Genomic DNA, 24,761 nt, shown 5'->3' on the forward strand with positions numbered 1-24,761 from the left:
GGCTAGCGAACGGCCAGCGCGAGAACCAGCGGGGTAAAGCGGGCCGCCGACGCGAGCAGCCACACGAGCGCGACCCACACGGCCACCGACACGCGGCGCGGTTTCATGCCGTGCCAGACCAGGCCCATCACGACGACCGTTTCCAACAGCCACCACACGGCCGCCGAGAGAACGACGACGAGCGCCGAATGCGGAACCGCGCAGTGGGCGCCCGAGAAAGGGTCCATGCCGATCGCGACTCTCATTGGTCCCGGCCCCGCCGGATCACGACGAGCGCCGCGTAACCCAGACCGGCCACGGCCAGGAACGGACCGGCGACCGTCAACACGTGGCCCGCCACATACGAGAAGAACAACAGGACCAGATAGAGCGCGGCGACGGCGGCCGACCAGCGGAACAGCCGCGACAACATGGACGGCCGATACACGTAACGAGGCATGGCAAACTCCAGGAAAGGAAAGGGAATCTCATCTGTCGTCGGCCCGTGTGGGCCGGGCGACGGATTCACTATCCGGCCCGGACCCCGGCCCCGTCGTCAGTGAAAACAGCGGCAATTTCTGGGGGCGCTGGGGGAAAACTGGGGGAAAACCGGGGCGTGAAATGGGGGCACTGGTGGCCGACCTGGGCGCCCACTGGGGGAAAACCGGGGTGCCCACTGGTGGCGGACTGGTGGACCGGGGCCGGGCGGGCGCCATGGCCCGCCGCGACGATCAACGGCTGGCGATCGGCGGACCCCCGCCATGGCGGCCGCCACCGTGGCCGAACCGCGCCAACCTGAGCCAAACGCGCGCAAACGGCTGTACTGCACGTCGCGGCGCGGTCACGATGCACACAGCACGGGCTATCCCGCCCCGCGCCGAGACCCCGCTCAGGAGAACCCCCCGGCGATGACCACGACCCCCGCCCGGCCCACCCCGCCCGCGATCCCGCCCACCTTCTACGACCTGATCAAACGAGATATCCGCGCGCTCATGCGCGCAGGAGACCCCACCCCCGCCGGTCTCCTGCGCGTCGCGCCGTGCCTCCTGGCGGCGCTCACCAGCCGCGCCAACCGCGCGACCGCGCCCGCCGGTATCGCGATCATCGAGTCGGCCGTCGCCGGGCTCCCCGAGGCCCCCGCCACCGCCATGCGGGTCCTACTCGCCTTCGGCCAACCGATCCGCAGTACCACGCTGACCGACCGGCGGATCCTCGCCGCCGACGCCTACAGCGTCGGGTACGACCGCTTCCGGGAAGCCTGGGAAGACCAGGCAGTAGAAGCGCTCGTGTTCGCGCTCGCGGAACGCGCCGACCCCAACGCCACCATGCCCACACCCCCCAAACGGCTCAAGGCCCGCCTACGGACACCCCCGCCACCCATCACCGCCTACAAGCCCATCAGCATCTACCGCACCCGCACCCGCCGCCCGACCCAACCCAGCTAGACCCAACCCCCGACCCACCACCGCCCCGCAACCCGCGAAGCCAGGAAACAGGGCCTGACCAGCGCTAGCAGAACGCTTGCAAAAGGAAGCACGCCGAAACGGGTCCGCCCCGAACGCGTGAGGCCCTCCACCACACGGCCACCGACGCCATGCAGCGGAGGGCCTCACGTCGTCTCACCGCCGCATCACCGGTTTGACCGGGGCCTTTATCGTTGTTGGTCTAAATGCCGGCCCGCGACGTGATCTCCTTGACATCGGGACGGTTAGGCCAGCGACGGAGCAGTACGGCTTTCGCTCGGTGCAGCTCGCGTCGTGCCCACACGGACGGAAGCGCCTCAACCGTCCGCGTGGTCTCATCGATAATTCGGACAGCGCCCTCTACATCGCCAGCGTTGGCGTATGCGAGGGCCAAACGAGCGCGGTTCGTATTCAGTCGTCTGGTTGATCCGGACGCGATTTCAGGTAGCCGCGCCTCAAGGATCGAGATCGGTTCGTGACCTTGGCCCATCAGAATCTGAGCATGCGCCCGCCGCATCGCGACAAGATCTGATCTGGTGGTCGACTCGATGAATGACACCGGGGTCTGGGGGTTGGTCGATGCCACGGACAGATAGGCAAGAGATTCGTCGGCCGCTCTGTCGCTCGAATCGCGGTCTCCGATCAGCGCGTATCCCAGACTCAGCCACGTTGAAGCGGTCCCTCTAAGGCTGGCGTCCGCGCCTGGATGGTTAATCGCATCCGTCGCGAGCCTGACGACATGGGTTCCATCGTCCGAGTAATTGAGCGCCATTTGTGACCGACGATGGAACGTGAAAGCGACCATTTCGGGCCAGCCTGCGGTATCAGCCCATCCGGCGGTACGGTCGATCCAGAACAGGGCCTGTTTCAGGTCGTACGACTCTTCGTGCAACCAGCTAAGTAGCTCCGCATGTCGAGCCAACAACATCAAGAGCCCCCGACGCAGACGCGCCGTTTCCGCCTTGTGGCGCAGTGCGTCGATATAGGCGACCTGGCCTGTGAGTGAGTCTTTTAGTTCCGGTGAAGTCGTGAATCTAGACGCATCTAGGAAGCCATCAAAGGTCGAAGTCAGCCGACCGAGAATATCGGGAATAACCTGGATATCGGCGAGGACTCCAGATGCTACTCCGAGGGCAAGCCCAGTAAGCAACTCTCGGCGATCAACCGCCACAATCCCATCGGGTAGGTGAACCAAGATGACGTCCCTAACCAACAGGCTGGCGATCGATCTATCGGATCGGTAGATCTCATCCAGCCGTCTAGCAAATGACGGCGTCAGCCTGCGTTGCCCCAGCTCGACGGCGGACAGGAACGATGGCGAGCACGGGACCGACCTCGCGACCGCGCGCAAGGCTAGACCTTGATCAATTCTGACCTGACGGGCGAACGCTGCCACGTCCAAGGGGGCCTCCCAAAGCCGCCCGGCTGTCCTCAGATGTCCACAGTACGGCCACAAGGCTTCCGTTCCCGTCAGGGCCGCTGGCACGGTATGGCTGTCGATCAGCTACGTAGCGAAACCGACCGTGCGGGGAGTGGACATGATCGTTAGGTGCGAGCTTGACGGCGGCAGCGATAGGTCCGCGACCGTTCCGGCGCGGATCGCGGAGCGGATCGGCGACGTAGGCGAGATGGCCCGGGGCCTGTTGGTCGCGATCCCGGGAGCGGCCCGTATTCAGATCTGGTCGGACGGGCGTTCGTTCGGCGACGAGCCGAACGCGGACGTTCGCGCGCCGCTGGCCGATCCGCCACGGCCTAGCAACCTTGTGCTGGACGTGGCTACGGCTGTCATCGTGCTCGCGGATATCGCTCGCACCATCCCGACCGGCCCGCCCCCGTGGTTGAACCGGGGCCAGGGTCGCGCTGCGGCTGCCCCGGGAGTCCCACGGGGGCGGGCCACGCGCGGGCCGCTACCTCCGGTGTAGGGCGTGGAAGAGGACCCTTGTGCGGACCTTCCGCGCTACGCGCCCGTGGTGGATGGGGACAGCCGCCTCCCGCCCATGGCGCGGGAACGGGAGCACTTCCTGATCACTGTGCGCTACGAGCAGGCCCGCCGCACGCTGCCGCCCGCGCCGCGTGAGCGAGACGGTACGCCCGTGCCGCACCGGTCACCGTTCGGGGAGATCAACCAGATGGTGTACCGAGAAGACGCACCGCCAGACGAATAGCGAGCAACTGAACTTGCCCGGTCGTTGTTCGCCCACAACGGCTAGGGCTTTCCCGGTAACGGCTGAGTAGGAATCCCGCCGTAAGCCGGAAGGGCACCCCGGGGGTGATGCCCCGCCCCGACCGGCCGCCCCGGGGTGCCGCATTCTCCTTCCCGGTTCAACCAGAAGATTGAGAGAACGACGTTGTTAGCCGAGCTACTCGCAGTGCTGCCCCATCTGTGGGTACAGGTCAGCTTCCGTCACCGACTCGAAGCGGGGGCCGCACGGGTGGTGAGCACATGACACAGCCCGCAGGGGAACCGGACGACCAAGCTCTGTATAGCGAAATCCCCGACGAGGAAACACCGGGCATGACACCGCAGGCGCCCGTGTTTCCAGACCGCCCGTGGCTCCGCCGCACGTGGGAATGGCAGAAGTGGGAGGCGAGTCAACGCCCGTGATTCGCACGAGGGTATGCGCCGTGCGCCGCGCACCGTGTTGCACGAGTCGCCGTTCACAGGGTCGATATCGTCAACTAGGCAGGTCATGTCGGGTACACAACCCCCGCCCGACGAGCCGCGAGACGCAAAAGGCTTGACGATTGTGTACACCACAAATATTGCCCTTGCCGGTCTCACAGCGGCGGGCAAGACCACCCATGCAAGGCGGCTGGCGGCCGAGCTGGGATACAGGTACGTCTCGGCGACGGACATCCTCCTTGAGATTCTTGGAATTGATGACGCGAGCGAGACCGTTTGGTTGAGACGGCTTTCGGAGATAAATGCTGCGCGGCGCGACGGTTCGATAGACGGGGAGTTGGAAGAACGCCTCCTTTCCATGAACCGGGCGTGTCAGAGAACCGTCTTCGATACGTGGGCGCTCGCCTGGATCGGTGACGGTCCACTCGTCCGTATCTGGATTGAATCCGATCTTGAATCGCGGGTCCGGAAATGCCTGGTCTCTCAGAGAGGCTCACGGACGAGCCCTGAAGACGCCAGGGCACTATTGAATGAGAAGGACCTGTTCAACCGGTGGACGTTCCAGGAGCGACACGGGTACGACCTGTTCTTGGACCGGCAACGATACGACCTGGTCGTGAACAACAGCCACCTAATCCCGCAGTCGACCAACTCTGCGGCCAGGACTGGCGTAGAGACCCTTGCCCCTATTCTCAATGCCGCGACGGCATGCGTGATGGACTCTGACTCGGCAAACGCTGAAGCCCTCCTCCACAGGCATCCGCAGGAACTTAGGCGAATCACCGTTTCGAACGACAGGTAGGGGTGGGCCATGTACAGCCTGCTTCACTTTCACTTTGAATCAGCTCTGCGCGCTCTGAACCTCAGGTCGCCCGAAACTGCGCGACAATTGAGAGAAGTTTACGGATCACGGACTTACCAACTGCTGGCACCGGCCGAGAGGCTTACGTGCCTCTGGCACGCCGTGACGAGCCTGACTGATGGCTCGGACATCTTCACCGAAGAAACATTCCGCTCTGTCGTTGAGCATCTTCTAGCCGACATGGGGAGGTCGCATGTCGAGCATATTGATCTCCGGATAGGGCCGTCTACAGGGCGGTGGCGATGGATGCGAAGCGCCGCAGACGGTATCGACATCTTCCGTGACCGCCTCGCGGAATGCGACGGCCTCTCGATGGCCTTCCTGGCCGGCATAAATATGACCAAGACCGAGGCTCAGTTGGACGAGATATTTGACGTCCTGGGCGCGGGCGGTGACCTGACGGCGAGTATTGCAGGCATCGACATAAATTTCCTGTCGCGCGATCTGTCGAAGTTTGACAGATACCTCAACACGCTTCGGAGTCTTCAGGCCGGCGGCCTGAAGGTCAACATTCACCTGGGGGAGCTATTTGGCAACGAGATCTCGCGCTACGTCTTGCATCGGATCACGCCCGATCGGATAGGTCACGGTGTCTTACTCCTTGACGATCCGGAGCTAGTTGAGATCATCAAAGGCCGGGATATTTGTCTGGACATGTGCCCGACCAGTAACGTGCTTCTGGGTGTTGCTGACTGGAATCGGTCAAGCCCGGCGAGCCGAGCGCTTCAGCTCGGAATACCAGTCTCGATCAATACAGATGACCCCGTCTTGTTCGACACTGATATCGGCCGTGAACTTGCCCTAGCGGGGTTGAATAGCAGGCAGTTGGACCAGGTGATCGCGAACGGTCGGAAGTATCGCCATGGTCGCGGCTAGAACGACGATCCACATCATTTACGGCGTTCCGTGCGCCGGAAAGTCGACCACCGCACTCGCATTTGCTCATCGCCGAGATATCCGAACCGTGATTCATACCGACTACTTAAGGGAGGTCCAGCGGCATTACGTGCCGCGCGAGACTGTTCCGGTTCTTGCCCGGGTAACTCACGACGCCTGGGAACTCTATGGGCCACCGACACCCGCGAACATCCGCGCTGGATTCCTGGACCACGTCGCGGCAGTTTTTCCAGCCATCCAGGTGGTGACCGACAAGCTAGTCTCTGACGGATTCGATTCGGTGGTCGAGGGAGTGCACTTTCACGGCGAGCTGATCGAAATACTCCGGGGACAGAATCGGCAGGCCGATATCCGAGCAACGCTGCTGACCGTCGGGACTGGTGAGGAACTTCTGCGGCGAGCGATCAGTAAAGGACACGCCAGAACGAACGGACTGCCGCTGAAAGAATGGCGGGAAAATATACCCGCCATGCTTGCCATCCAGGAGTTCCTCGTCGCCGACGCTGAGGAAAGGGACATCGACGTCACGACGGCCACCGAGTGGAGAGAGTCATGGGGACTGAGCGACGTGCGGCGTTGGACCTAGACCACGTGGTCGCGGGTGATGGCCGGATATATAGGGTGGTGGGCAATCTCGACAGTGAGACACACTTTCTCGGATACAACGTTTACTCTCCGGACACCACAGGCGACCGTGTCTATCGCGGCGCGCGGTACCGAAAGAACTTCGTAGAGGACGAGCGGCTTCCGGCGGATGTTCTCGACGTCTACATGTTGCTACCGATTGCGAGCGTGGTCGAACATCTCGATCCCATAGCATCGGCCGTAGAGAAGGCCGAGACGTTCCAGCAAACAATTTGGTACGAGCTATACACGGAGCTGGTCGCGGCGCTCGGGAAAGGGTCTGTCGGCATATTCGGGTCGTCGATGCTCGGGCTGCACCTGACCCCGGCGGGAGCGGTGCGGAAAGACGTCGATTTTGTGATTGAGGGTCTTGCAAACCTTGATGTGCTGAGGAAAGAGCTTCCTGGAATCAGAGGCAGGCTCGGATTCACGGTGGTATCACCCGAACGCCAACGCCTCCAGTATGAGCGATACCGCAGAGTCTTCCGAAACGAGAACAACTCAATCGAAGCCGTGATCGCGCGCCGCTGGACAGGCTTGCAACTTTCTCCCGACGTGGTGACCACCATTCGATTCCGAGACCCCTCTCACGTCACACCGGTTGCACTTGTGGCCGCGAGGCCAGATATGGAAGAGGCGATCGTCTCCGGTCGCGTGCTCAACGCGGCCGGCAGCAACTTGTTCCCTCGGAAATTCGATCTGACTACCGATTATGGAATGGTTGAGATCTATATTTTTTGGTGGAAGTTCAGTACGCCAGTAAGAGACGGAGACTCGGTGACCTTACGTGGTAGCATCTTCACAAACGGAGAAAGGCCGGTCGTCCGGCTGAGCAACTACTCTCGCCACTGGTTGCGGATCGAAGAGTGACCCATTCAGAGGAAGATGGCATCAATGATTGAGCGCGTCTCACTGATTACCGGCAACGAGGGCAAGGCGCGGGAGTATGCGGCTCTCCTTGGCATCGAGGTCGTCGGAGTCAAGGAAGATCTTATCGAGATCCAGTCACTCGACGTCGTAAAGGTTGTCGAACGAAAGGCGACGGACGCATACTCTAAGCTGCGGAGTCCCGTGCTGGTCGATGACACCGGCCTCGTTCTTCACGCTTGGAACGGTCTCCCGGGTGCACTCGTCGCGTGGTTTCTCGACGCTGTAGGTACCCAAGGTCTGCTCGCAATGGCGGCAGGCGTGGCGGATCGGAGCGCTACCGTGACCACGGCGCTTGGCTACGCCGACGCAGACGGCGTGCGGGTTTTCACCGGCACGCTTGACGGTCTGTTGACGACCGAGCAGCGCGGAGACGGCGGGTTCGGCTACGATTCGATCTTCGCTCCCGGCGATGGAAGCCTGACCTTCGCCGAGATGACGAGCGATCAGAAGAACGCGATCTCGCATCGGCGACTAGCTGTCGAAGGGCTCCGAAAGGAGTTCGGCCTTTAGCGGAACGGGCTAACAAGCGGACGGTTCAGCGCGCGAGCGTAGCTTTCAGCGCTACTCCGAGGCGGACGAGACTGAGGCCCCCGGCTAAAAGCCGGGGGCCTCAGTAGGACCGGACAGGCTCAGACCACACGCCCGTAGTGCGGGCCGCGAGACCCCGCCGGCAACATGTCCGCGAGTGCGATCACTGTCTCGGGTTCCTCTCGGCGGACAAGGTCAAAGATCCTGGCGCGGGCCGCGCCGTCCCAGGCCGCGCCGATCAGCTCTTGGGCCGCGAGCGTGTAGCGATTGATCCCGGGGTCGAACACGGCGGAAATATCGGGCACCCAGCCGACGACGTCGCCCGGGAGGGTCAGTGCGTCTGCCACGTCGTCCGTATCCGGGGCACGGCGGGGAGACGTGCCGTCCGGGGTGCGCCACGGTGACGAACCGCCGACCCCGAGCGCCGTGTCGCGAAAGACGAGATCCACGGCGGCCCGACCGGGGGTCACAGGCCGATGGTCGATGTAGGTCGCGGAGGGCAGGAGCCCTGCCAGCGTCGCCAGCGCGCGTGCCGGTGCGCCGGGGTGCAGCCTGACTGCTACGTCGCCGTTGGGTAGTGGCACGATCCGCGCGGGCTGCCAGCGTCGGGGCCAACCGCTGTGCTCGGGTGGGGGAAGATGGGACACGGGTTACCGTCCTGTCTGGGTACAGGTCTGTGATCCACGGTCCCGGCGTGGCGGGCATGCCCGCCGGGACCACCTACAAACAGAATTCTACGGCGCCGCGCCGCATATTTCTTCCGACTGGAGACACCGCACCCGGCATGACCGATGAAGATCCGCTACTCGGTTACCGCGAGATGGCCGAGCGAGCCGGCATCCGGCCGAGCACGCTGCGGACCTATCGCAGTCAGGGACGGCTACCCCCGCCAGACGACGACTCGGTACCCGACCGGCCGCGCTGGCGTCTGTCTACCTTCGAGACGTGGATGCGCTCCAGGCCGGGACACGGCGGACGACCGCCCAAGCCCAGGCCAGACGACAGCCCGTAGACATCAAAAAAGAGCCCGCTTGCATTTGCAAGCGGGCTGCAAGCGCAGGTCGAGTCTAGATCGAGGCTCCAGGGAAGATCGACAGCGACCTCCGACTAGCGTGCATACAACCCGACTTGAAAGGGTCGTTGTCCACGTACACGACCCGGCTGTCGGGCGCGACGCGCTGGGCGACCTCGTGGGTGTTGTCCGAGGACGGAAGCCCGGTGCCGATGTCGAGGAACTGCCGGACGCCGGCCTCGCCGGCCAGGAAGGTCACCGCACGGCGCAGGAAAGCCCGGTTCGCCCGGACACTGAGGCGGACGGCGGGGTCGGCGGCCAGCACCCGTTCGGCCAGGGCCCGGTCGGCGGCGAAGTTGTTCTTGCCGCCGAGCCAGTAGTCGTACACCCGGGCGATGTGCGGAATCTCCGTGCTCAGCCCGTCCGGTGCCCGCCGTTCCTCTGCCACTGTCCGCCCACCCCGTCGGTCGGTGCCTGTCTGACCCGGTACACCTGGTCACCCTCGCGTACCGGGTCATATTCGCAGAGCATCGGGCAAGCGGGAACAGACCTACTCCTCTCCGACAGGGGAAAGGTTGTCGTAACGCTGGTGCGCGAACGGGATGACGTCCTCCTGCGGCAGACGGCGCACGATCGCGCCAGTCTGGAGGCTGGAGCGCTCGGCGATCTCGATGCCGACGAGGCGCCGGACCGGGAGGTCCACGACCGGGTCGAACCGGGACTCGCGCAGGATCACCTCGCCGTCGACCTTGAACAGCGCGCGGGTCCTCTCCCGGCGCTGGACGTGCACCAGCCCGGGGTCGTCGTCGAACCCCTTGCCGTCGGGGGCCGGCTGGAACTTCAGGTAGAAGCTGGTCCGGACCCGGTCGGCGGGCAGCGGCAGCTCCTCGACGAGTGTCCCGGCGATCTCCACGTAGGTGACGCCGAGCCGGGTGAACGAGCCGGTCAGCCGGCTGCCGACCGCGAGGCCGCCGGACAGGTCGAGCCGGACGTCGGCGATCTTCTTCGGTTCGCCGAACGTCTCCCGGCCGCCGACGACGGACTGTTCGGTCGACATCGGCATCGTCAGCGCGTAGTCGCCGGCGATCCCGTCGTGGGTCGCGCCCACGGCGAACGTGCCGGCGCCGAACGGCGGCATGTTGCGGATGTCGACCCGCGCGATCGTCACCCGGACATGCTCGGGGACGGAGGCCACGAGCGGCGGGGGCAGGACGGCCGCGACGAGGGCGGGGTCGGTCTCGTAGATCGCGACCAGCGAGGTCGCCCAGGTGTCGACGGAGGTCGCCTCGACCTCACGGTTGCGCAGCTGCTCGGGGGTGCGGGCGCCATATCGGATGCGGGTGGCCACGGCGTCTCCTCCTGGGGGAACGTGATGGTCCTGGGAACGGGCGGGACGGATCAGCTCGCGGGGGCGCCGTAGCCGATCAGGGCCGGGCACTTCTCCGCCTCCGCCGGCAGGGACGCGTGCTTCAGCGGTTCGGCGATCTGGGCGACGGTCGGGCCGACCCGGTCGGCGACCGGGCGCAGCGCGTCGAGGTCGAAGCCGTACGTCGCGGCGGCGTTCGTCGCCAGCATCCGTTCGACGTCGACCGGGTCGACGCCCGCGAACGCGGCCCGCAGCGCCTCCCGCGAGAACGGGTGGCTGCCCTCCCGGTGCGGGTAGTCGCTGCCCCACATGATCTTGTCGAAGCCGACCCGGCTGGCGGCGGGCAGCTCGTGGCCCCGGATGAAGCTCGCGCCGATCGACACCTGGCGGGCGAAGTACTCGCTCGGCCTCAGCGACATCCGCCCGACGAGCTCCTGGCCCCAGACGGCCTCCTGCGAGCCGGACCGGTCGGTCCCCATCCGGTCGAAGAAGTAGTCGAGCCGGGCGAGCTCCTCCGGGATCCAGGCGGTGCCCTGCTCGGCCAGGATCAGCCGCAGCCCCGGGTGCCGCTCGAACACCCCGCCGACCAGCAGGTGGGAGAACGCCCGGTGCGCCCACCAGGTGACCTCCAGCAGGAGGATCACCTTGTCCTCGGCGCGCTCGCCGGCCGGTGGCGCGGCCGAGCCGGCGTGGTGGTTGACCGGCAGGTCCAGCTCGGCGCAGACCGCCCACAGCGGCTCGTAGTACTCGGGGTCGTAGAGCGCCGGCACCCCTGACCCGGGCGGGGCCCCCGGCAGCAGCACCCCGCCGGTCAGGCCGTTCTCCTTGGCCCACCGCACCTCGGCGACCGCCGCGGCCACGTCGTGCAGCATGATCTGGGCGATCCCGGCGCGCCGGCCCGGGGCGGCCGCGCAGAAGTCGGCCATCCACCGGTTGTGCGCCCGCAGGCCGGCCCAGCGCCGGTCCAGGTCGCCGGAGTTCGGCGCCGGCGGCTGCTCCACCAGGGAGCTGTTCGGGTAGAACGGCGGCACGGTGTTCGGGTAGATCACCTCGGCGACGATGCCGTCGGCCTCCAGGTCGGCCAGCCGTCGCGACGAGTCCCAGTTGCGCGGGCCCAGGTCGCCTTCCAGGTCCGAGTACGGGTTGACGTAGTCGCGGGCCCAGGCGTCGAAGTCGTCGAGGTAGCGCTTCTCCAGGTACGGGCGGTAGTCGAGAATGCCGCCGCCGCCGTGGCAGTCGGCGGAGATGACGACGTACCGGTCGTCGGGTGCCGGGCCCCCGTTCCCGCTCATTCGGCGACGCCCATCGGCAGGTCGTCGCCGGTCAGCCAGTGCCGGCCCGCGGCTTTTGCCCGAGCCCAGCTGGCGATGTTGGCCGCGTCGTCGGTCTGGCCGAGGCTCTCCGGGGTGACCGCGAGCCGGTCGGCGATGGGCCTTAGCTCGGCGAGGTCGAACCCGAAGACCTCGGCCGCGGCCGCGCCGAGCATGCGGCGGGTCTCGTCGACCGGCACATCGTGGAAGGTCTTCCTCAGCCATTCGCGCGAGCGCGGCCAGGTGCCCTCGGGGTGCGGGAAGTCGTTTCCCCAGAGCATGTTGTCGACGCCGATCTCGTAGCGCATCCCGATCTCGCGCCGCTTGGTGTTCGACGAGCAGATGAAGATGTTCCGGTCGAAATAGTCGCTCGGGGCCATCGTCAGGTCGCCGAGGGAACCGAGCTTCTCCGCGCCCTTCGACCCGAGGTACAGCCGGTCCCAGAACCACAGCAGGTTCGCCACCCACCAGCAGCCCGCCTCGGCCACGCCGAACCGCAGCCGGGGGAACCGTTCGAACACCCCCGACCAGAGCAGGAACCACATCGGGCGGGCCGGCCACCAGGTCACCTCGGTGACGTAGATGCCCAGATGATCGCCGTAGCTCTCCTTGTCCGCCGGGCCGGAATGGGTGAGCACCGGCATGTCCAGGTCCTGGCACAGCTCCCAGACCGGGTCGTAGCGCCGGTCGTGGTACGGGACCTGGTTCATCCACATCGCCGGGATCATCACCGCCCGCAGTCCCGACTCGTACGCCCGGCGGATCTCGGCCAGCACATCGTCGAGCGGCGCCGTGATCTGCACCAGCGCGACCCCACGGCGGCGTTGTGGCGAGTCGGCGCACAACTCGGCGAGCCAGCGGTTGTGCGCCCGGGCGCCGGCGAGGCCGAGTACCGGGTCGAGGTCACCGGAAAGCCCGAGCCCGGTGCCGAACGGCGCGCAGGTGCGGCTTTCGACGGCGTCCGCGTCCGGGAAGATGATCTCGGCGCAGATGCCGTCGGCGTCCATCTCCTTGTTGCGCCGCTCCGCCTCCCAGCCGCCTTCCAGCCCCTCCGCGTTCTCGGTGAACCATTTCTGCGCGAACTTCTCGTCGGTCACGCCCCTGCGGCGGATTTCCTCGACCGCGGCCGGTCGGCCGGCGAGGAACTCGTCGAACGCCGGGTGGAACTCCTTCTCCAGGTAGTCCCGGTACTGCTCGGTGGGTAATCCCGCGTGGCAGTCGGACGAGATGACGACGTACGCGCCGGTGTCTGGCGCGCTTTCGGGGTTGGGCATGGGGATGTCCCTCCGGCTCGGCCGGCCGCATCGGCGTGACGACGGGCCCTGTCCGCCGCCCGATCAGGGAACCTCTTTGCACCAGGCATGTCAATATTCGCACTATGCAAAAGCGATGGTTAGAGTGCGGACCATGTCGTCCCGTCCGTCACCGCAGACCGACCGGGTCGTCGCGGTCGTGGAGATGCTCGCCGGCGCCGCGGGAGGGCTGAGCCAGTCGGAGATCGCGCGGCGCCTTGGCGCGACGCCCGCGACCTGCTACCCGACGCTCGCCGCCCTGGAACGTGCCGGCTGGCTGCGACGCCACCCGACCCGGCGCACCTACGCGCTGGGCCCCGGCCTGATCGCCGCCGGCCAGGCCGCCGCCGCGGGCACCGACGCGCTCGCCGCCGGGCGGCCGTTGATGGCCGACCTGCACCGCCGGCTCGGCCTGTCGGTCGTCGCGCTCGTCCCGGCCGCCGAGTACGCGACCGTCGCGCACCTCGTCGTCGACCCGCACGGCCCGCGCCCGGTCGCGACGCTGCGGGTCGGCGACCGCATCCCGTTCCACCCGCCGCTGGGCGCCACCTTCATGGCCTGGCAGTCGGACGCCGTCGTCGACGCCTGGCTGGACCGGGCCGCGCACGACGATCCCGCGCGGGGCGAGGCCGAGCGCGCGCAGTACTGGGACGAGATCCTTCCGGCCATCCGGGCTCGCGGCTACTCCGTGGAGCTCGCGGCCTCCCTCGACGAGCGCATCCGCCGCCAGGTCGGTGTCGCGGCCGCCGCGAACCTTCGCGCCCAGCTCCCCGCCCTTCTCCGGGACCTGGCCGCCCACCTCCCGCACCCCACCGACTTCGTCGCCGGCGACCTGGATCCGGATGCCACCTACCGCGTCGACTCCGTGTCGGCCGCGGTGTTCGACGCCCACGGCGAGGTCGCCCTGCTCCTGTCGCTGCGTGGCTTCGCCGACGACCTGACCGGCGCCGAGGCCGACCGCGTCGGCGCCGCCCTGCGTGCCGCCACCGCCGCGCTCACCGCCGACATCGCCGGCCGGGCGCCCGCCGCCGCGCACAGCTGAGAACCGCGCCGCGGCCCCCTGCGACGACAGGTTTTCGTCCAGGCGTGTGTACCGCTTTGGCGTGGAATGATCGGTCTGGTACTGTCGACTCGGACAGGGACTGAGTCGACAGTGTCTTAGAACGCAGTGTCTTAGCACACAGTGTCTCAGAAGACACTGTCAGAGTAGGCATGGGCCGCGTTGATTCCGGCCGGGCAAACGGTGTGCGACACGTCGGGCCGACGGGTGCTGGCGGGCAGGGCGAGGCCCTCTTCACGATGAACGGAGGATCGCCATGGCTGGATCGGACGGGTGTTGGCGTCGTGCCGGCCCGGAACCACGATGGCGGATCAGGTGCACGGTCGGGTTGCCGCGCGGCGCCACGTCGGAGTTCGGGTGCTCTGGCTTGTGGGGCGAATGCGTCGCGTCCACGCCAGTGCCGCCTGATCTTGTCGCCACCCTGCGCGCCGCGATCCACGCTTCGCGTGGCGCGGGCACGGAATCTGATTGTCAGATTACGCTGGCAGTCATGAGGACCATGACGGCGACCGAGGCTTCGCGGCGGTTCTCGGACCTGCTGGATGCGGTCGAGGCCGGCGAGACCATCACGATCACGCGCGGGAACCGTCGGATCGCCGAGATCGGACCGGCGCGTCGGCGAACCGGAGCGGATCTGCGGGCTGCCCTCGTGGGCACTACGCCTCCCGACGAGGCGTTCGAAGAGACCATCGCCGCCGCGGTCGACTCATTCCTCCCTTATGAAGGTGATCCATGGGCCGGCGCCTGATACTGGACACGAACGTGCTGGTCGCCTTCGAACGGGGAACCGTCGATCAGTTCGCCTGGGACGATGACGAAGTAGCGGTAGCAGCGGTTACGGTCGCGGAATATCGGGTCGGCATCGAACTGGCCGACAGCGCGGAACGCGCGGCCCAACGGTCCCGGTCCTTGGCGGCCATCACGGCGGCGCTGGACGTTCTGGCCTACACAAGCGGCACCGCCGCGCATCACGCTCGGCTGATGGCCTGGTCGCGCAAGAGCGGCCGACCACGAGGAAGACATGATCTGATCGTCGCGGCGCATGCCGCTGAGACTGGCAGAACCATCGTCAGTCGGGACGCGAAGGCCAGGTTTGCGGACCTCCCGGGAGTGAACGCCGCCGAGTCGTAGCTTGATTGTCTGGCCTGGAGCGATGCGACCGGAGGCCGCTTGAGGTCAGCGAGGGCTGACCGAGTGGACGGATTGCCGGCCGGGCGCCTGCGTCGGGTCCGCGCCCGTCAGTCTCACGAGGCCCTTGGTGTCGCCCAGGTCGCAGACGGCGTAGAGGGCGAAGGTTCGGTTGCCGGCGGTGCGCTGAGCCCAGCCGAGGACGTCGGCCACGTCGGTGTCGGTGATCTCGAACTCGGTGGCGGTCGGCGCGGCGTTCGAGTGCGCCGGACGGGTCCAGAAGTGGACGCGGTACGACGGCTGGTCGATCTCCCAGCCGACGTCCCGGACGTCGATACGGCGCACTCGCACGATCCGCAGGCTAACGGCGAATGTCGCCCGATCCGCCCAACCGCGCGGTGTCGGGCAGGGCGAGCCCCTCGGGCGGGCGTGCACACAGCAGGGCCCACGCCGCGAGCGTGTTCACGTCCTGGATGGTCCCCGAGGCGAGAAGCTCCGCCCATTCGTCGAATCCGACGTGCCGGGCCACCAGGTCCTGTTCCTCGACCAACAGCTCGCGTGGCCCCGCCGACAGCTCGGAGGCGACCCAGACCTGGCATCCCTGCGTGGAGTACCCATAGGCCGCGAACAGCCGCCCGACGTGGTCGAGGCGCCCCGCGCGCAGCCCGGTCTCCTCGCGCAACTCGGCCGCCGCGAGCTCGCGCGGGTCGACGTCCGGCCGGTCCTCCCAGGAGCCCTGCGGGAACTCCCAAAACCGGCCACCGACCGGATAGCGGTACTGCTCCACGAGCCACAGCCCGTCGACGTCGATGGGCACAACCAGCGCGAAGTCGGGCTTTTCGACGACGCCGTAGCTGCCCGAGCTGCCGTCGGCGCGGACGATCGCATCCTCGCGGACCCGCATCCACCGGTTCTCGTACACGACCCGGCTGCCCCGAATCTCGATCGTCACCGCACCATCCCGACGCTCGCCCTAGTCGGACCCTAGCGCCGGACCCAGTCAGGTTGGCCCCGGTCGGCCCAGATGATCGCCGTTTCGACCCTCGCCGGGGTGCTAACAGAGGTACCTGAACAGGGGACGTAAATGGGCAACAAACGCCGGTCTCCCTTCCCCGCTGGCGATCATTGCGCCAGAGGGGCTGTCGGAGCCGCGTGACCATTGACTAAGGATCAAAACGATGCGGATCCGCCAGTTCCCCCTGCGCAGCCAGTGATCAATGCGGCCCTACGCCCCATCGAAACGCCTTGATCACTCGTTGCGCAGGCAAGGCGGCGTTCGGTACCCCGATTTGTCCAAATTATCTCTGCGCAGTTCTCGATCAGAGTGCGGCAGATTGTCCAGTTAGCCGGATGATCGGCGTCTGCGCAGGGAAGTCGGCGCTGGTGGACCAGGCGAAGCTGGGTCGGTTGTCCAGTTGCTGGCGGGGCCCCGGCCAAAACGGGGTTCAAGCGGCGGGGACGATCCTGGCGGGCGCCGCGTTCGGCGGTGTGCGGACCGGCGGTCGGCGGTTGGTCTCGGCGATTCCGGCCGCGCTTCATGGTCGCTGTTGTCGATCTTCAAGATGCTGTGGCGATGCCAATTCACATACCCAGTTAGAGATCTTCGGCCGCGTATGGCTGGTTCGCATTCCATGATCGCCGGTTGCGTATGGATAAAAGGTGTAAATCGGGCAAGGTCTGCCGGTTTCCATACCAAGTTGGTGATCATGGTGCCCAAGGGGGCTTTCAGCGCCGAGTGATCGCTGGTCAGGTATGGAAACGGTCGTCGGGTGCCGTGACAGCCCGAGCCGGGCGGCGCTTCAGCGGTTGGTAGCCCGAGCGGGTGGCTCCAGCGGGTGACAGCCCGAGCCGGGCGGCGCTCCAGCGCGTGGTAGCCCGAGTTGGGTGGCGAGCCGGAGGGTGGTGGGCTCCGCCCAGCGGCACCCACAGCCGGACGCCGCGCTCCTGTCGGGAAATCTTGGCGAGAAATGCTGCTCGGGTGCGGCTATCCGACGGTCGGCGTTCTTCTCGCCGGGTGCCTTTTTCCGGGAAACCACGGACGGCTCCGACCTCCTTCCCATCGCGTTCTCACACGCGGCGGCGAAAGAACCGCTCGCCTAGGGTGAGCGAGCTAGCGGCGACGCGAGCTGCCTCCCGATCGGGCGGGCAGGCGACCAACGGCAGGGAGAGGCGCGATGAGCATTCCTCGGCGTCAGGCGGTAAAGATCGGGGCGTATATTCTCAAGCAGAAGCTGGCGAGGCGCGACAAGTTCCCGATCACCCTGGAGTTGGAGCCGCTGTTCGCCTGCAACCTCGCCTGCGTGGGCTGCGGCAAGATTCAGCACACGGCGGATGTGCTCAAGCGACGTATGCCCGTCGAGCAGGCGCTCGCGGCGGTCGACGAGTGCGGCGCCCCGGTGGTGTGCCTCGCCGGCGGCGAGCCGCTGATGCACCCGCAGGTGGAGGAGATCGTCGCCGGTCTCGTCCAGCGTAAGAAGTTCGTCTACCTCTGCACGAACGCGCTGCTGCTGCCCAAGAAGATCGACAAGCTGCGCCCGTCGCCGTACCTGTCGCTCGCGGTGCACATCGACGGGCTCGAGGAGCGGCACGACGCGTCGGTCGCGAAGGAGGGGGTCTTCGCGAAGGCGGTCGACGCCATCAGGGACGCGCAGCGGCGTGGTTTCCGGGTGACCACGAACACCACGTTCTTCAACACCGACACGCCGCAGACCGTCATCGAGGTGCTGAACTTCCTGAACAACGACCTGCGGGTCGACGGGATGATGCTCTCCCCGGCCTACGCCTACGAGAAGGCACCGGGCCAGGACAAGTTCCTGGGAATCGAGGAGACCCGGGAGCTCTTCCGCGCGGCATTCGCCGGAGGGCGGCGCAACCGCTGGCGGCTGAACCACTCGCCGCTCTTCCTGGATTTCCTGGAGGGCAAGGCCGACTTCCCGTGCACGGCCTGGGGCATCCCGTCGTACTCGCTGTTCGGCTGGCAGCGGCCCTGCTACCTGATGGGCGACAGCTACGCGGCGTCCTACCGGGAGCTGCTGGAGACCACCGACTGGGAGCAGTACGGCCGCGGCCGTGACCCGCGCTGCGAGAACTGCATGGCCCACTGCGGCTACGAGCCGACCGCCCTCGCGGCGACGCTCGACTCGCTGCGTCAGACGGTCCGCGCGGGGGCCCTCTCGGCGGCGCCGTCCCTGTTCGCCGACGCCCGGTCCAAGGCCCTCCCCGCGCGGCGGACCATCCCGGCGCAGACCGTTCCCACCCAGGCCGCCCGACCCGGGGCCGCCGGACCCATCCCGGCCCAGCCGATACCCGGCGACTCGATGGTGGTCTCGACCGCGGACGCGACCCCGGCGGGTCCGGGCGGGGGCGCCTGACCGGCCCCGCGGCGCCAGGAGGTTGGCGCAGCCGCGGTGCCGGGCACGCTGGAGGGGTGAACTGTGCGTGGCGTGGGCTGGGGCCCGGCGGATGGGGGGCATAGCGCCGGGCCGTGATCCGCCGTCCACACCGGCGCGGGCAGCAGCGCCGCGGGGCACGGCGCGCACTGTGCTGCTCCGGGAGACCGTGCTGCTCCACGAGACGGAGCGCACCCGGATCTCCCGTCTCGTCCTCCCGACGGGACCGGTGATCCGCAAGGAGCCGCTCGGGCCGGACGCACCGGGGCGGCTGCGGCATGAGCGGGAGATCCTCGACCGGCTGGCCGGCCTGCCGGGGATCTCGCAGCTGGCGCGGGACGGCGCCAGCGCGCCGGCGTCGCCGGACGCGATCCTGTTGGTGGACGTCGGCGGCGTGGCCCTGTCCGAACGGACCCTGCCGCTGGACCCGGCCGAGCTGCTCGCGCTGGCCGAGCGGCTGGCCCAGGCCCTGGCGGGGATGCACCGCAGGGGAGTGGTACACCGGGACGTGAACCCCACGAACGTCATCGTGACGGCGGACCCGAGCGCCGCGAGGCGACGTACCGCGGGCGGCGCCGGCACGGGGAGCCTGCCCTATCTGATCGACTTCGCGCTCGCGGCGGTCGTCGAGGCCTCCGAGGTCCGGTCCGCCCCGCCGATGTTCTCGGGGCGCCGCGAGATCGTCGGGACCGTGCCGTATCTGGCGCCGGAGCTGACCGGCCCGACCGGGCGCCCCGTCGACCAGCGGGCCGACCTCTACGCCCTCGGGGCGACGTTGTACGAGCTGGCGACCGGTGCCCCGCCGTTCGGCTCGGGCGACCCCGTGCGCGTCCTGCACGACCATCGCGCGCGGGTGCCCACGCCGCCGTCGACGCGCAACCCGAAGGTGTCGTCAGAGCTGTCCGGCATTCTCCTTCACCTGCTGGAGAAGGAGCCCGACGACCGGTACCAGAGCGCGGACGGGCTGGAGCACGACCTGGCCGAGCTGCGCCGCGGCGGCCGGGTGGCTCGTCCGGGCGGGCATGACGTCCCGGCGCGGCCACTGACGCCGTCCCGCCTGGTCGGTCGCGACGAGGAGATCGGCGACCTGCGCCAGGCGTTCGCCGACGTCATGGCGGGCCGGTGCAGCGGGGTGCTGCTCTCCGGGGTCTCCGGCGTCGGCAAGACCTCGCTGGCCGCCGAGCTGCGCCCGATCGTCGCGGCGCATGGCGGCTGGTTCGTCGCCGGCAAGTTCGACCAGTACCGCCGAGACCAGGAGTACGACGGCGTCCGCAACGCGTTCCGGGGGCTGAGCCGGCTGCTGCTGGCCGAGCCCGAGGCCGCGTTGACGCAGCTGCGGGACCGGTTGCTGGCTCGGCTCGGTGCCACCGCCGGGCTCGCCGCCGCCGTGGTCCCCGAGCTCGGCGCCCTGCTGAGCGTGCGGGCGGAGCCAGGCGACCCGATGACCACCCAGGCGCGGGCGGAGCGCTCCGCTCTGGAGGTCCTGCGCGCCGTGGCGCGCCCGGACCGGCCGCTGGTGTTCTTCATCGACGACCTGCAGTGGGCCGGCCGGACGCCGCTGGGCCTGGTCGACCAGGTGTTCAGTGGCGCGGAGACGATCGAAGGGCTGCTGCTGGTCTGCGCCTACCGAGAGGACGCCCTGGACCCGTCACATCCGCTGACGCCGCTGCTGGCCGCCTGGGGAGCGCAGCGGATCAGACCGCGCCAGCTGCGGCTGGGCGGGCTGGCGCCGACGGGCCAGGCCGCGATGCTGACCGACCTGCTGAACCTGCCGCCCGCCTCGGCCGTCGAGCTGGCCGAGCTCGTCGCGACGGCCACCCGCGGCAATCCCTACGCGACGGTGGAACTGATCAACGCGCTGCGTCACGACGGGGTGCTGGCCGCGGACGACGGCACCTGGCGGTGGGACCGGGCCGCGCTGCGCCGCCGCCGCGCCGAGCTGTTCGACGTCGACGCGCTGCTGACCGCTCACGTGGCGACGCTGCCACCCGCCACCCGCGCGCTGCTGGTCGCGATGGCCTGCCTTGCCGGCCAGGTGGAGCTTGACCTGCTGGCGGTCGCGGTCGGCCTGTCGTCCGATGACGTCCGACGGCGGCTCGCCCCCGCGCTGGCCGCCGGCCTGGTGGTGCCCGCGGCCGAGGACCGGGAGAGCGTGCGCTTCTACCACGACCGGGTGCGGGAATCGGTGCTCGGCGGCGTGTCCGGGCCCGCGCGCCGTGACACGGAGCTGGCGCTGGCCAGGCGGCTGGCCCGCCGGCCCGAGTTCGTCGACGCGGCCGCGCAGCAGTACCTACGGGTGGCCGACGCGGTGCACGCCGCCGACGAGCGCCGGGGGATGGGTGAGCTGTTCCGGCGGGCGGCCGTCGAGGCGGTCGTGCTGGGCGACTACGTGCTGGCCGAACGGTTCCTGACCGCCGCGGTGCCGCTGGCCGACCCAGCCGACTTGGAGGGGCTGATCGGGCTGCGCACCGAGCGGCACGCCGCCCTGTACTGCCAGGGCCGGCTGGACGAGGCCGACGCCGAGTTCAGGACCATCTGCCGGCTCAGCGCGTGTCCGGCCCAGCGCTCGGCAGCCACGGCCGTGCAGGTCATGAGCCTCACCAACCGCAGCCGCGGCCGGGAGGCGATCTCCCTCGGGCTCGGCCAGCTGCGTCGGCTCGGCGTGGCCGTCCCGGATCCGGCCCACCTCGACGAGGAGATCGACCGCGGGTTCGCCGAGATCTACCGCTGGATCGACGAGACGGACGAGCCCGCCGACGTGCACGGGTCCGGCGACGGCGACGCCTGGCAGCGCGCGGTCGGGGTCGTCAACCGGCTGATGCCCACGGCCTTCTTCTACGACCAGCCGATGATGGTCTGGCTGGCCGTGAACGTGCTGCGGATCTGGGCGCGGGACGGGCCGGACCCGAGGCTGCTGCTCCCGGCCGGCCACATCGCCGGCGCGCTCATCACGCGCCGAGGTGACTACGCGACCGCCGGCCGGGTGATGCGGCGGATTCTCGACGTCGCGCGGGCCGGTGCCGAGGAGGCGGAAGGCTGGGAGGCGGAGCTCTGGGACGCGCGTTTCCTCTACGCCGTGAGCGCCGGGCACTGGTTCGACGCGCTGGAGGACAACCTGGCCGAGGCACGGCGGGTGCTGGCGGGCCTGATCCGGGTCGGGCACCTGCAGAACGCCTGCTGGAACTACTTCGGGCTGCTCTACAACCTGCTGGACTGCGCGCCGGCACTGGAGGAGTTCGTGGCGCAGGTCGACGAGGCCCTCGCTCTCGCCGCGCGGACGGGCAACCCCCATGCCGAGGAGACGTTCCAGTCGTGCCGGCAGCTGGCCCGCGTGCTGCGCGGCGAGGTGGCCGAGTCGACGGTCGACGAGCTGACCCGGGAGACCCTGCTGGCGGGCAACCCGCAGGCCGTCGCCCACATGCACATCACCCGGGCGATCGCCGCCGCCATCCTCGACCAGCCGGCCGACCTGGCCCGGCACACCGCGGCGGCGCTCCCGTTCTGCTCCACCACCGGGTCGAACTACTCGATGGCGATCGCCCGGGTGCTGCGTGCGCTGGCGCTGGCGTCGCGGGCCAGGGCGACGGAGGGCGGCGAGCGGGACGCGGCGCTGGCGGAGCTCGCGGACCTGGTGGCGTGGCTGTCCGCCCGGGCCGCCGAAGCGCCGGCCAACTTCCAGCACCTGCTGCGCCTGGTCGAGGCGGAGCGGGCCTGGGCCGCGGGCGACTTCCAGCAGGCCGCGTACACGTTCGACCTGGCCCAGCATGACAGCCACGCGCGGTCCCGACCCTGGCACCAGGCCCTGATCCTCGAACGCTCCGCGCGGTTCTACCTGGCCCATGGCATGTGTGAGGCGGGCCGATCGCTGCTCGCCGCCGCCCGGCGCCGCTACGTGCAGTGGGGCGCGACCGCGAAGGTCAGCCAGCTTGACTGGGTGAACCCGACGCTGTGCCCCGAGCCGGCCGGTGCGCCGCGGGCCGGCGGGTCGGACGAGGAGGTGATGGGCCGCCGCTCCACGCTCGCGACGGGCACCATCGACCTGCTCGGGGCCGTCGCCGCCTCCCAGGCGCTCAGCTCCGAGACCAGCATCGCGGGCCTGCGGGCCCGGGTCGAGGGCATCCTGTCCGAGATGACCGGCGCGACCGGCGTCCACCTGCTGCTGCGCGACGAGGACCGTCGCCGCTGGTCGGTGCCGGACGGCGCCGGCACCGTGGTCCCGCTGGAGACGGCCGGCCGGCGGGGACTGGTCCCGTCCTCGGTGGTCCGGTACGCCGAGCGGACCCACGAGCCGGTCGCCGTCGCCGACGCCACCCAGGACGACCGGTTCCGCCGCGACCCCTACTTCGCCGGCCTGGACCGCTGCTCCCTGTCGGCGGTGCCGATCCTCATCCGCGGCGAGCTACGGGCCATGCTGCTGCTGGAGAACCGGATGATCCGCGGCGCGTTCTCCACCGAGCGCCTGGAGGGGATCATGCTGATCGCCGCGCAGCTGACGGTCTCGTTGGACAACGCGCTCGTCTACGCCTCGCTGGAGCGCAAGGTCACCGAGCGGACCCGCCAGCTCGCCGCCGCCAACCAGCGGCTCGAGCAGCTCTCGGTGACCGACCCGCTGACCGGTCTGGCCAACCGCCGCCGGCTGGAGGACGTCCTCGACTCCGAATGGGGCCGGTCCGCGCAGCGGCACACCCCGCTGGGCCTCGCCATGATCGATGTCGATCACTTCAAGGGCTACAACGACCGCTTCGGCCACACCGCCGGCGACCGGTGCCTGCAGCGGGTCGCCGCCTGCCTGCGGGCGAACGTCCGCGACACCGAGCTGGCCGCCCGCTACGGCGGCGAGGAGTTCGCGATCGTGATGCCGAACTCGGACCGGGACACCGCGACCCGGCTGGCCGGGCGGCTGTGCCACGCGGTCGCCGAGCTCGCCGAGCCGCACCCGTCGGCCCAGAAGGCCATCGTCACCGTGAGCGTCGGAGCCGCGTCCGTCCTACCAGGCCCTGACGGCTCGGTGGCGAAGCTCATCGACCTCGCCGACGCGGCCCTCTACCAGGCCAAGCGGGACGGCCGGGGCCGCGTCAGCGTGGCGGATTCGTGACCGCCGGACGGGGTCAGAGCCCGAGGTGGCGGGCGATGAGCATCTTCTGGACCTCGGAGGTTCCCTCGCCGATCTCCAGGATCTTGGCGTCCCGCCAGTGCCTGGCGACCGGGTACTCGTTCATGAACCCGTAGCCGCCGAAGATCTGCGTCGCCTCGCGGGCGTTCGTGACCGCGGCCTCGGAGGAGAACAGCTTGGCGATCGCCGCCTCCTTCTTGAACGGCAGGCCGGCGAGCATCCGGGCCGCGGCGTCGTAGTAGGCGGTCCTGGCGACGTGCGCCCGCGCCTCCATCTCGGCGATCTTGAACTGGATCGCCTGGTACCTGCCGATCGGGACGCCGAACGCCTCGCGCTCCTTGGCGTACCTCACCGACTCGTCGACGCACGCCTGCGCGAGGCCGACCGACAGCGCCGAGATCGCGATCCGGCCCTCGTCCAGGATGCGCAGGAAGTTCGCGTAGCCACGGCCCTGCTCGCCGAGCAGGTTCGCCGCCGGCACCCGCACGTCGGCGAAGGACAGCGGGTGGGTGTCGGAGGCGTGCCAGCCGACCTTCGAGTACGGCGGCTCGGCGGTGAAGCCGGGCGTCGGCACCGGGACGATGATGGTGGAGATCTCCGGCTTGCCGGCCGCGGACCGGCCGGTGACGGCGGTGACCGTGACGACCCTGGTGATGTCGGTGCCCGAGTTCGTGATGAACGCCTTGGAGCCGTTGATCACCCACTCGTCGCCGTCGAGCTTCGCCGTGGTCCGCGTGCCGCCCGCGTCGGAGCCAGCGCCCGGCTCCGTCAGCCCGAACGCGCCGAGCGCCTTGCCGCTGGCCAGCAGCGGCAGCCACTCCTTGCGCTGCTCCTCGGTGCCGAACCGGTAGATCGGCATCGCGCCGAGCCCGACCCCGGCCTCCAGTGTGATCGCGACCGACGAGTCGGCCCGGGCCAGTTCCTCGATCGCCAGGCACAGCAGGAAGTAGTCGCCGCCCTGGCCGCCCCACTCCTCGGGGAACGGCAGCCCGAACAGCCCGAGGTCGGCCATCTGGTCGATGACCGCGTAGGGGAACGTCTTCGTCTCGTCGTGGTGGGCGGCGACCGGCGCGACGACCTCCCGAGCGAACTCCTCGACGGTCCTGCGCAGCGCCTCCTGCTCATCTGTGAGCCGGGTGTCAGGCATCGGTCCGCTCCTCCGTGCTTTTCCAGGGATGTTCTGGT

21 protein-coding genes and 1 pseudogene are annotated in these 24,761 nt (G+C 68.6%); 11 read left to right on the plus strand and 11 right to left on the minus strand.

All coding sequences use genetic code 11. The annotated features are described in order from the left end of the window. Window positions 1-2: 2 nt before the first annotated feature. Together FRAEUI1C_RS07980 and FRAEUI1C_RS38145 are read right to left on the minus strand one after the other, a co-directional pair. A complete protein-coding gene (locus FRAEUI1C_RS07980; protein ID WP_013422787.1) occupies window positions 3-245 on the minus strand; it encodes a hypothetical protein in 243 nt (80 codons plus the stop codon). Next, window positions 242-439, minus strand: coding sequence for a membrane protein (locus tag FRAEUI1C_RS38145; protein ID WP_013422788.1), 198 nt, complete (start codon window positions 437-439; stop codon window positions 242-244). Before FRAEUI1C_RS38145 ends, FRAEUI1C_RS07980 begins: the two co-directional genes overlap by 4 nt. A 448-nt stretch (window positions 440-887) precedes the next feature. Here FRAEUI1C_RS38145 and FRAEUI1C_RS07985 point away from each other — a divergent pair, with 448 nt between their 5' ends. Then, the gene (locus tag FRAEUI1C_RS07985; RefSeq protein ID WP_013422789.1) at window positions 888-1,424 is read left to right on the plus strand and encodes a hypothetical protein; all 537 of its coding nucleotides are present in this window, start codon (window positions 888-890) and stop codon (window positions 1,422-1,424) included. Window positions 1,425-1,644: 220 nt separating this feature from the next. Here FRAEUI1C_RS07985 and FRAEUI1C_RS39405 read toward each other — a convergent pair whose 3' ends face one another. Then, a complete protein-coding gene (locus FRAEUI1C_RS39405; RefSeq protein WP_013422790.1) occupies window positions 1,645-2,838 on the minus strand; it encodes a helix-turn-helix domain-containing protein in 1,194 nt (397 codons plus the stop codon). 1,351 nt (window positions 2,839-4,189) lie between these two features. Between FRAEUI1C_RS39405 and FRAEUI1C_RS08000 the strand changes: the two genes are divergently transcribed. The 5 genes from FRAEUI1C_RS08000 to FRAEUI1C_RS08015 all read left to right on the plus strand — a co-directional run bounded on the left by FRAEUI1C_RS08000 (window position 4,190) and on the right by FRAEUI1C_RS08015 (window position 7,888). Next, window positions 4,190-4,867: a cytidylate kinase family protein gene (locus FRAEUI1C_RS08000; protein WP_232425485.1), complete on the plus strand. Its 678-nt coding sequence runs from the start codon at window positions 4,190-4,192 to the stop codon at window positions 4,865-4,867. Window positions 4,868-5,029: 162 nt separating this feature from the next. Then, window positions 5,030-5,803 (plus strand): amidohydrolase family protein, encoded by a 774-nt coding sequence (locus FRAEUI1C_RS36005; protein ID WP_157734863.1) that lies wholly within the window; start codon window positions 5,030-5,032, stop codon window positions 5,801-5,803. Then, a complete protein-coding gene (locus FRAEUI1C_RS08010; protein ID WP_013422794.1) occupies window positions 5,790-6,410 on the plus strand; it encodes a P-loop NTPase family protein in 621 nt (206 codons plus the stop codon). The genes FRAEUI1C_RS36005 and FRAEUI1C_RS08010 overlap by 14 nt, the downstream gene beginning before the upstream one ends. Beyond that, window positions 6,377-7,318: a hypothetical protein gene (locus tag FRAEUI1C_RS37455; RefSeq protein WP_013422795.1), complete on the plus strand. Its 942-nt coding sequence runs from the start codon at window positions 6,377-6,379 to the stop codon at window positions 7,316-7,318. The genes FRAEUI1C_RS08010 and FRAEUI1C_RS37455 overlap by 34 nt, the downstream gene beginning before the upstream one ends. A gap of 24 nt (window positions 7,319-7,342) precedes the next feature. After that, window positions 7,343-7,888, plus strand: coding sequence for a non-canonical purine NTP pyrophosphatase (locus FRAEUI1C_RS08015; protein WP_013422796.1), 546 nt, complete (start codon window positions 7,343-7,345; stop codon window positions 7,886-7,888). A 119-nt stretch (window positions 7,889-8,007) separates the two neighbouring features. Here the strand turns inward: FRAEUI1C_RS08015 and FRAEUI1C_RS08020 are convergent, their stop codons facing one another. From FRAEUI1C_RS08020 to FRAEUI1C_RS08040, 5 genes are all read right to left on the minus strand, one after another. Beyond that, on the minus strand, window positions 8,008-8,376 hold the full coding sequence (locus FRAEUI1C_RS08020; RefSeq protein ID WP_157734865.1) for a hypothetical protein: 369 nt from the start codon (window positions 8,374-8,376) through the stop codon (window positions 8,008-8,010). 597 nt (window positions 8,377-8,973) lie between these two features. Continuing rightward, window positions 8,974-9,366: an SAM-dependent methyltransferase gene (locus FRAEUI1C_RS08025; RefSeq protein ID WP_013422798.1), complete on the minus strand. Its 393-nt coding sequence runs from the start codon at window positions 9,364-9,366 to the stop codon at window positions 8,974-8,976. 102 nt (window positions 9,367-9,468) lie between these two features. Then, entirely contained in the window at window positions 9,469-10,266 is a 798-nt protein-coding gene (locus FRAEUI1C_RS08030) for an acetoacetate decarboxylase family protein (RefSeq protein ID WP_013422799.1), read from the minus strand. Window positions 10,267-10,316: 50 nt separating this feature from the next. Beyond that, the gene (locus FRAEUI1C_RS08035; RefSeq protein ID WP_013422800.1) at window positions 10,317-11,576 is read right to left on the minus strand and encodes an amidohydrolase family protein; all 1,260 of its coding nucleotides are present in this window, start codon (window positions 11,574-11,576) and stop codon (window positions 10,317-10,319) included. Then, window positions 11,573-12,868 carry an amidohydrolase family protein gene (locus tag FRAEUI1C_RS08040; protein WP_013422801.1) on the minus strand — a complete coding sequence of 432 codons (1,296 nt, stop codon included), beginning with the start codon at window positions 12,866-12,868 and terminating at the stop codon, window positions 11,573-11,575. Before FRAEUI1C_RS08040 ends, FRAEUI1C_RS08035 begins: the two co-directional genes overlap by 4 nt. Before the next feature lie 133 nt (window positions 12,869-13,001). Between FRAEUI1C_RS08040 and FRAEUI1C_RS08045 the strand changes: the two genes are divergently transcribed. The 3 genes from FRAEUI1C_RS08045 (at window position 13,002) to FRAEUI1C_RS08055 (ending at window position 15,077) form a co-directional block, all read left to right on the plus strand. After that, the gene (locus FRAEUI1C_RS08045; protein WP_013422802.1) at window positions 13,002-13,928 is read left to right on the plus strand and encodes a helix-turn-helix domain-containing protein; all 927 of its coding nucleotides are present in this window, start codon (window positions 13,002-13,004) and stop codon (window positions 13,926-13,928) included. A gap of 508 nt (window positions 13,929-14,436) precedes the next feature. After that, window positions 14,437-14,694: a type II toxin-antitoxin system Phd/YefM family antitoxin gene (locus FRAEUI1C_RS08050; RefSeq protein WP_013422803.1), complete on the plus strand. Its 258-nt coding sequence runs from the start codon at window positions 14,437-14,439 to the stop codon at window positions 14,692-14,694. After that, window positions 14,679-15,077, plus strand: coding sequence for a PIN domain-containing protein (locus FRAEUI1C_RS08055; protein ID WP_013422804.1), 399 nt, complete (start codon window positions 14,679-14,681; stop codon window positions 15,075-15,077). The genes FRAEUI1C_RS08050 and FRAEUI1C_RS08055 overlap by 16 nt, the downstream gene beginning before the upstream one ends. A gap of 45 nt (window positions 15,078-15,122) precedes the next feature. Here FRAEUI1C_RS08055 and FRAEUI1C_RS08060 read toward each other — a convergent pair whose 3' ends face one another. Next, window positions 15,123-15,425: a hypothetical protein gene (locus tag FRAEUI1C_RS08060; protein ID WP_157734866.1), complete on the minus strand. Its 303-nt coding sequence runs from the start codon at window positions 15,423-15,425 to the stop codon at window positions 15,123-15,125. Between the two features lie 10 nt (window positions 15,426-15,435). Then, window positions 15,436-16,026 carry an NUDIX domain-containing protein gene (locus FRAEUI1C_RS08065; protein ID WP_013422806.1) on the minus strand — a complete coding sequence of 197 codons (591 nt, stop codon included), beginning with the start codon at window positions 16,024-16,026 and terminating at the stop codon, window positions 15,436-15,438. A 1,222-nt stretch (window positions 16,027-17,248) separates the two neighbouring features. Here FRAEUI1C_RS08065 and hpnH point away from each other — a divergent pair. Together hpnH and FRAEUI1C_RS08075 are read left to right on the plus strand one after the other, a co-directional pair. Next, a pseudogene (gene hpnH, locus FRAEUI1C_RS08070) lies at window positions 17,249-18,238 on the plus strand (adenosyl-hopene transferase HpnH); the annotation flags it as partial. Between the two features lie 298 nt (window positions 18,239-18,536). Further along, window positions 18,537-23,558, plus strand: coding sequence for a diguanylate cyclase (locus FRAEUI1C_RS08075; protein ID WP_041259039.1), 5,022 nt, complete (start codon window positions 18,537-18,539; stop codon window positions 23,556-23,558). Window positions 23,559-23,571: 13 nt separating this feature from the next. Here FRAEUI1C_RS08075 and FRAEUI1C_RS08080 read toward each other — a convergent pair whose 3' ends face one another. Continuing rightward, window positions 23,572-24,723 carry an acyl-CoA dehydrogenase family protein gene (locus FRAEUI1C_RS08080; protein WP_013422809.1) on the minus strand — a complete coding sequence of 384 codons (1,152 nt, stop codon included), beginning with the start codon at window positions 24,721-24,723 and terminating at the stop codon, window positions 23,572-23,574. Between the last annotated feature and the right edge of the window lie 38 nt (window positions 24,724-24,761).

Origin of the sequence: Pseudofrankia inefficax, assembly GCF_000166135.1 — a bacterium.
In the GTDB taxonomy this organism is placed as follows: Bacteria; Actinomycetota; Actinomycetes; order Frankiales; family Frankiaceae; genus Pseudofrankia; species Pseudofrankia inefficax.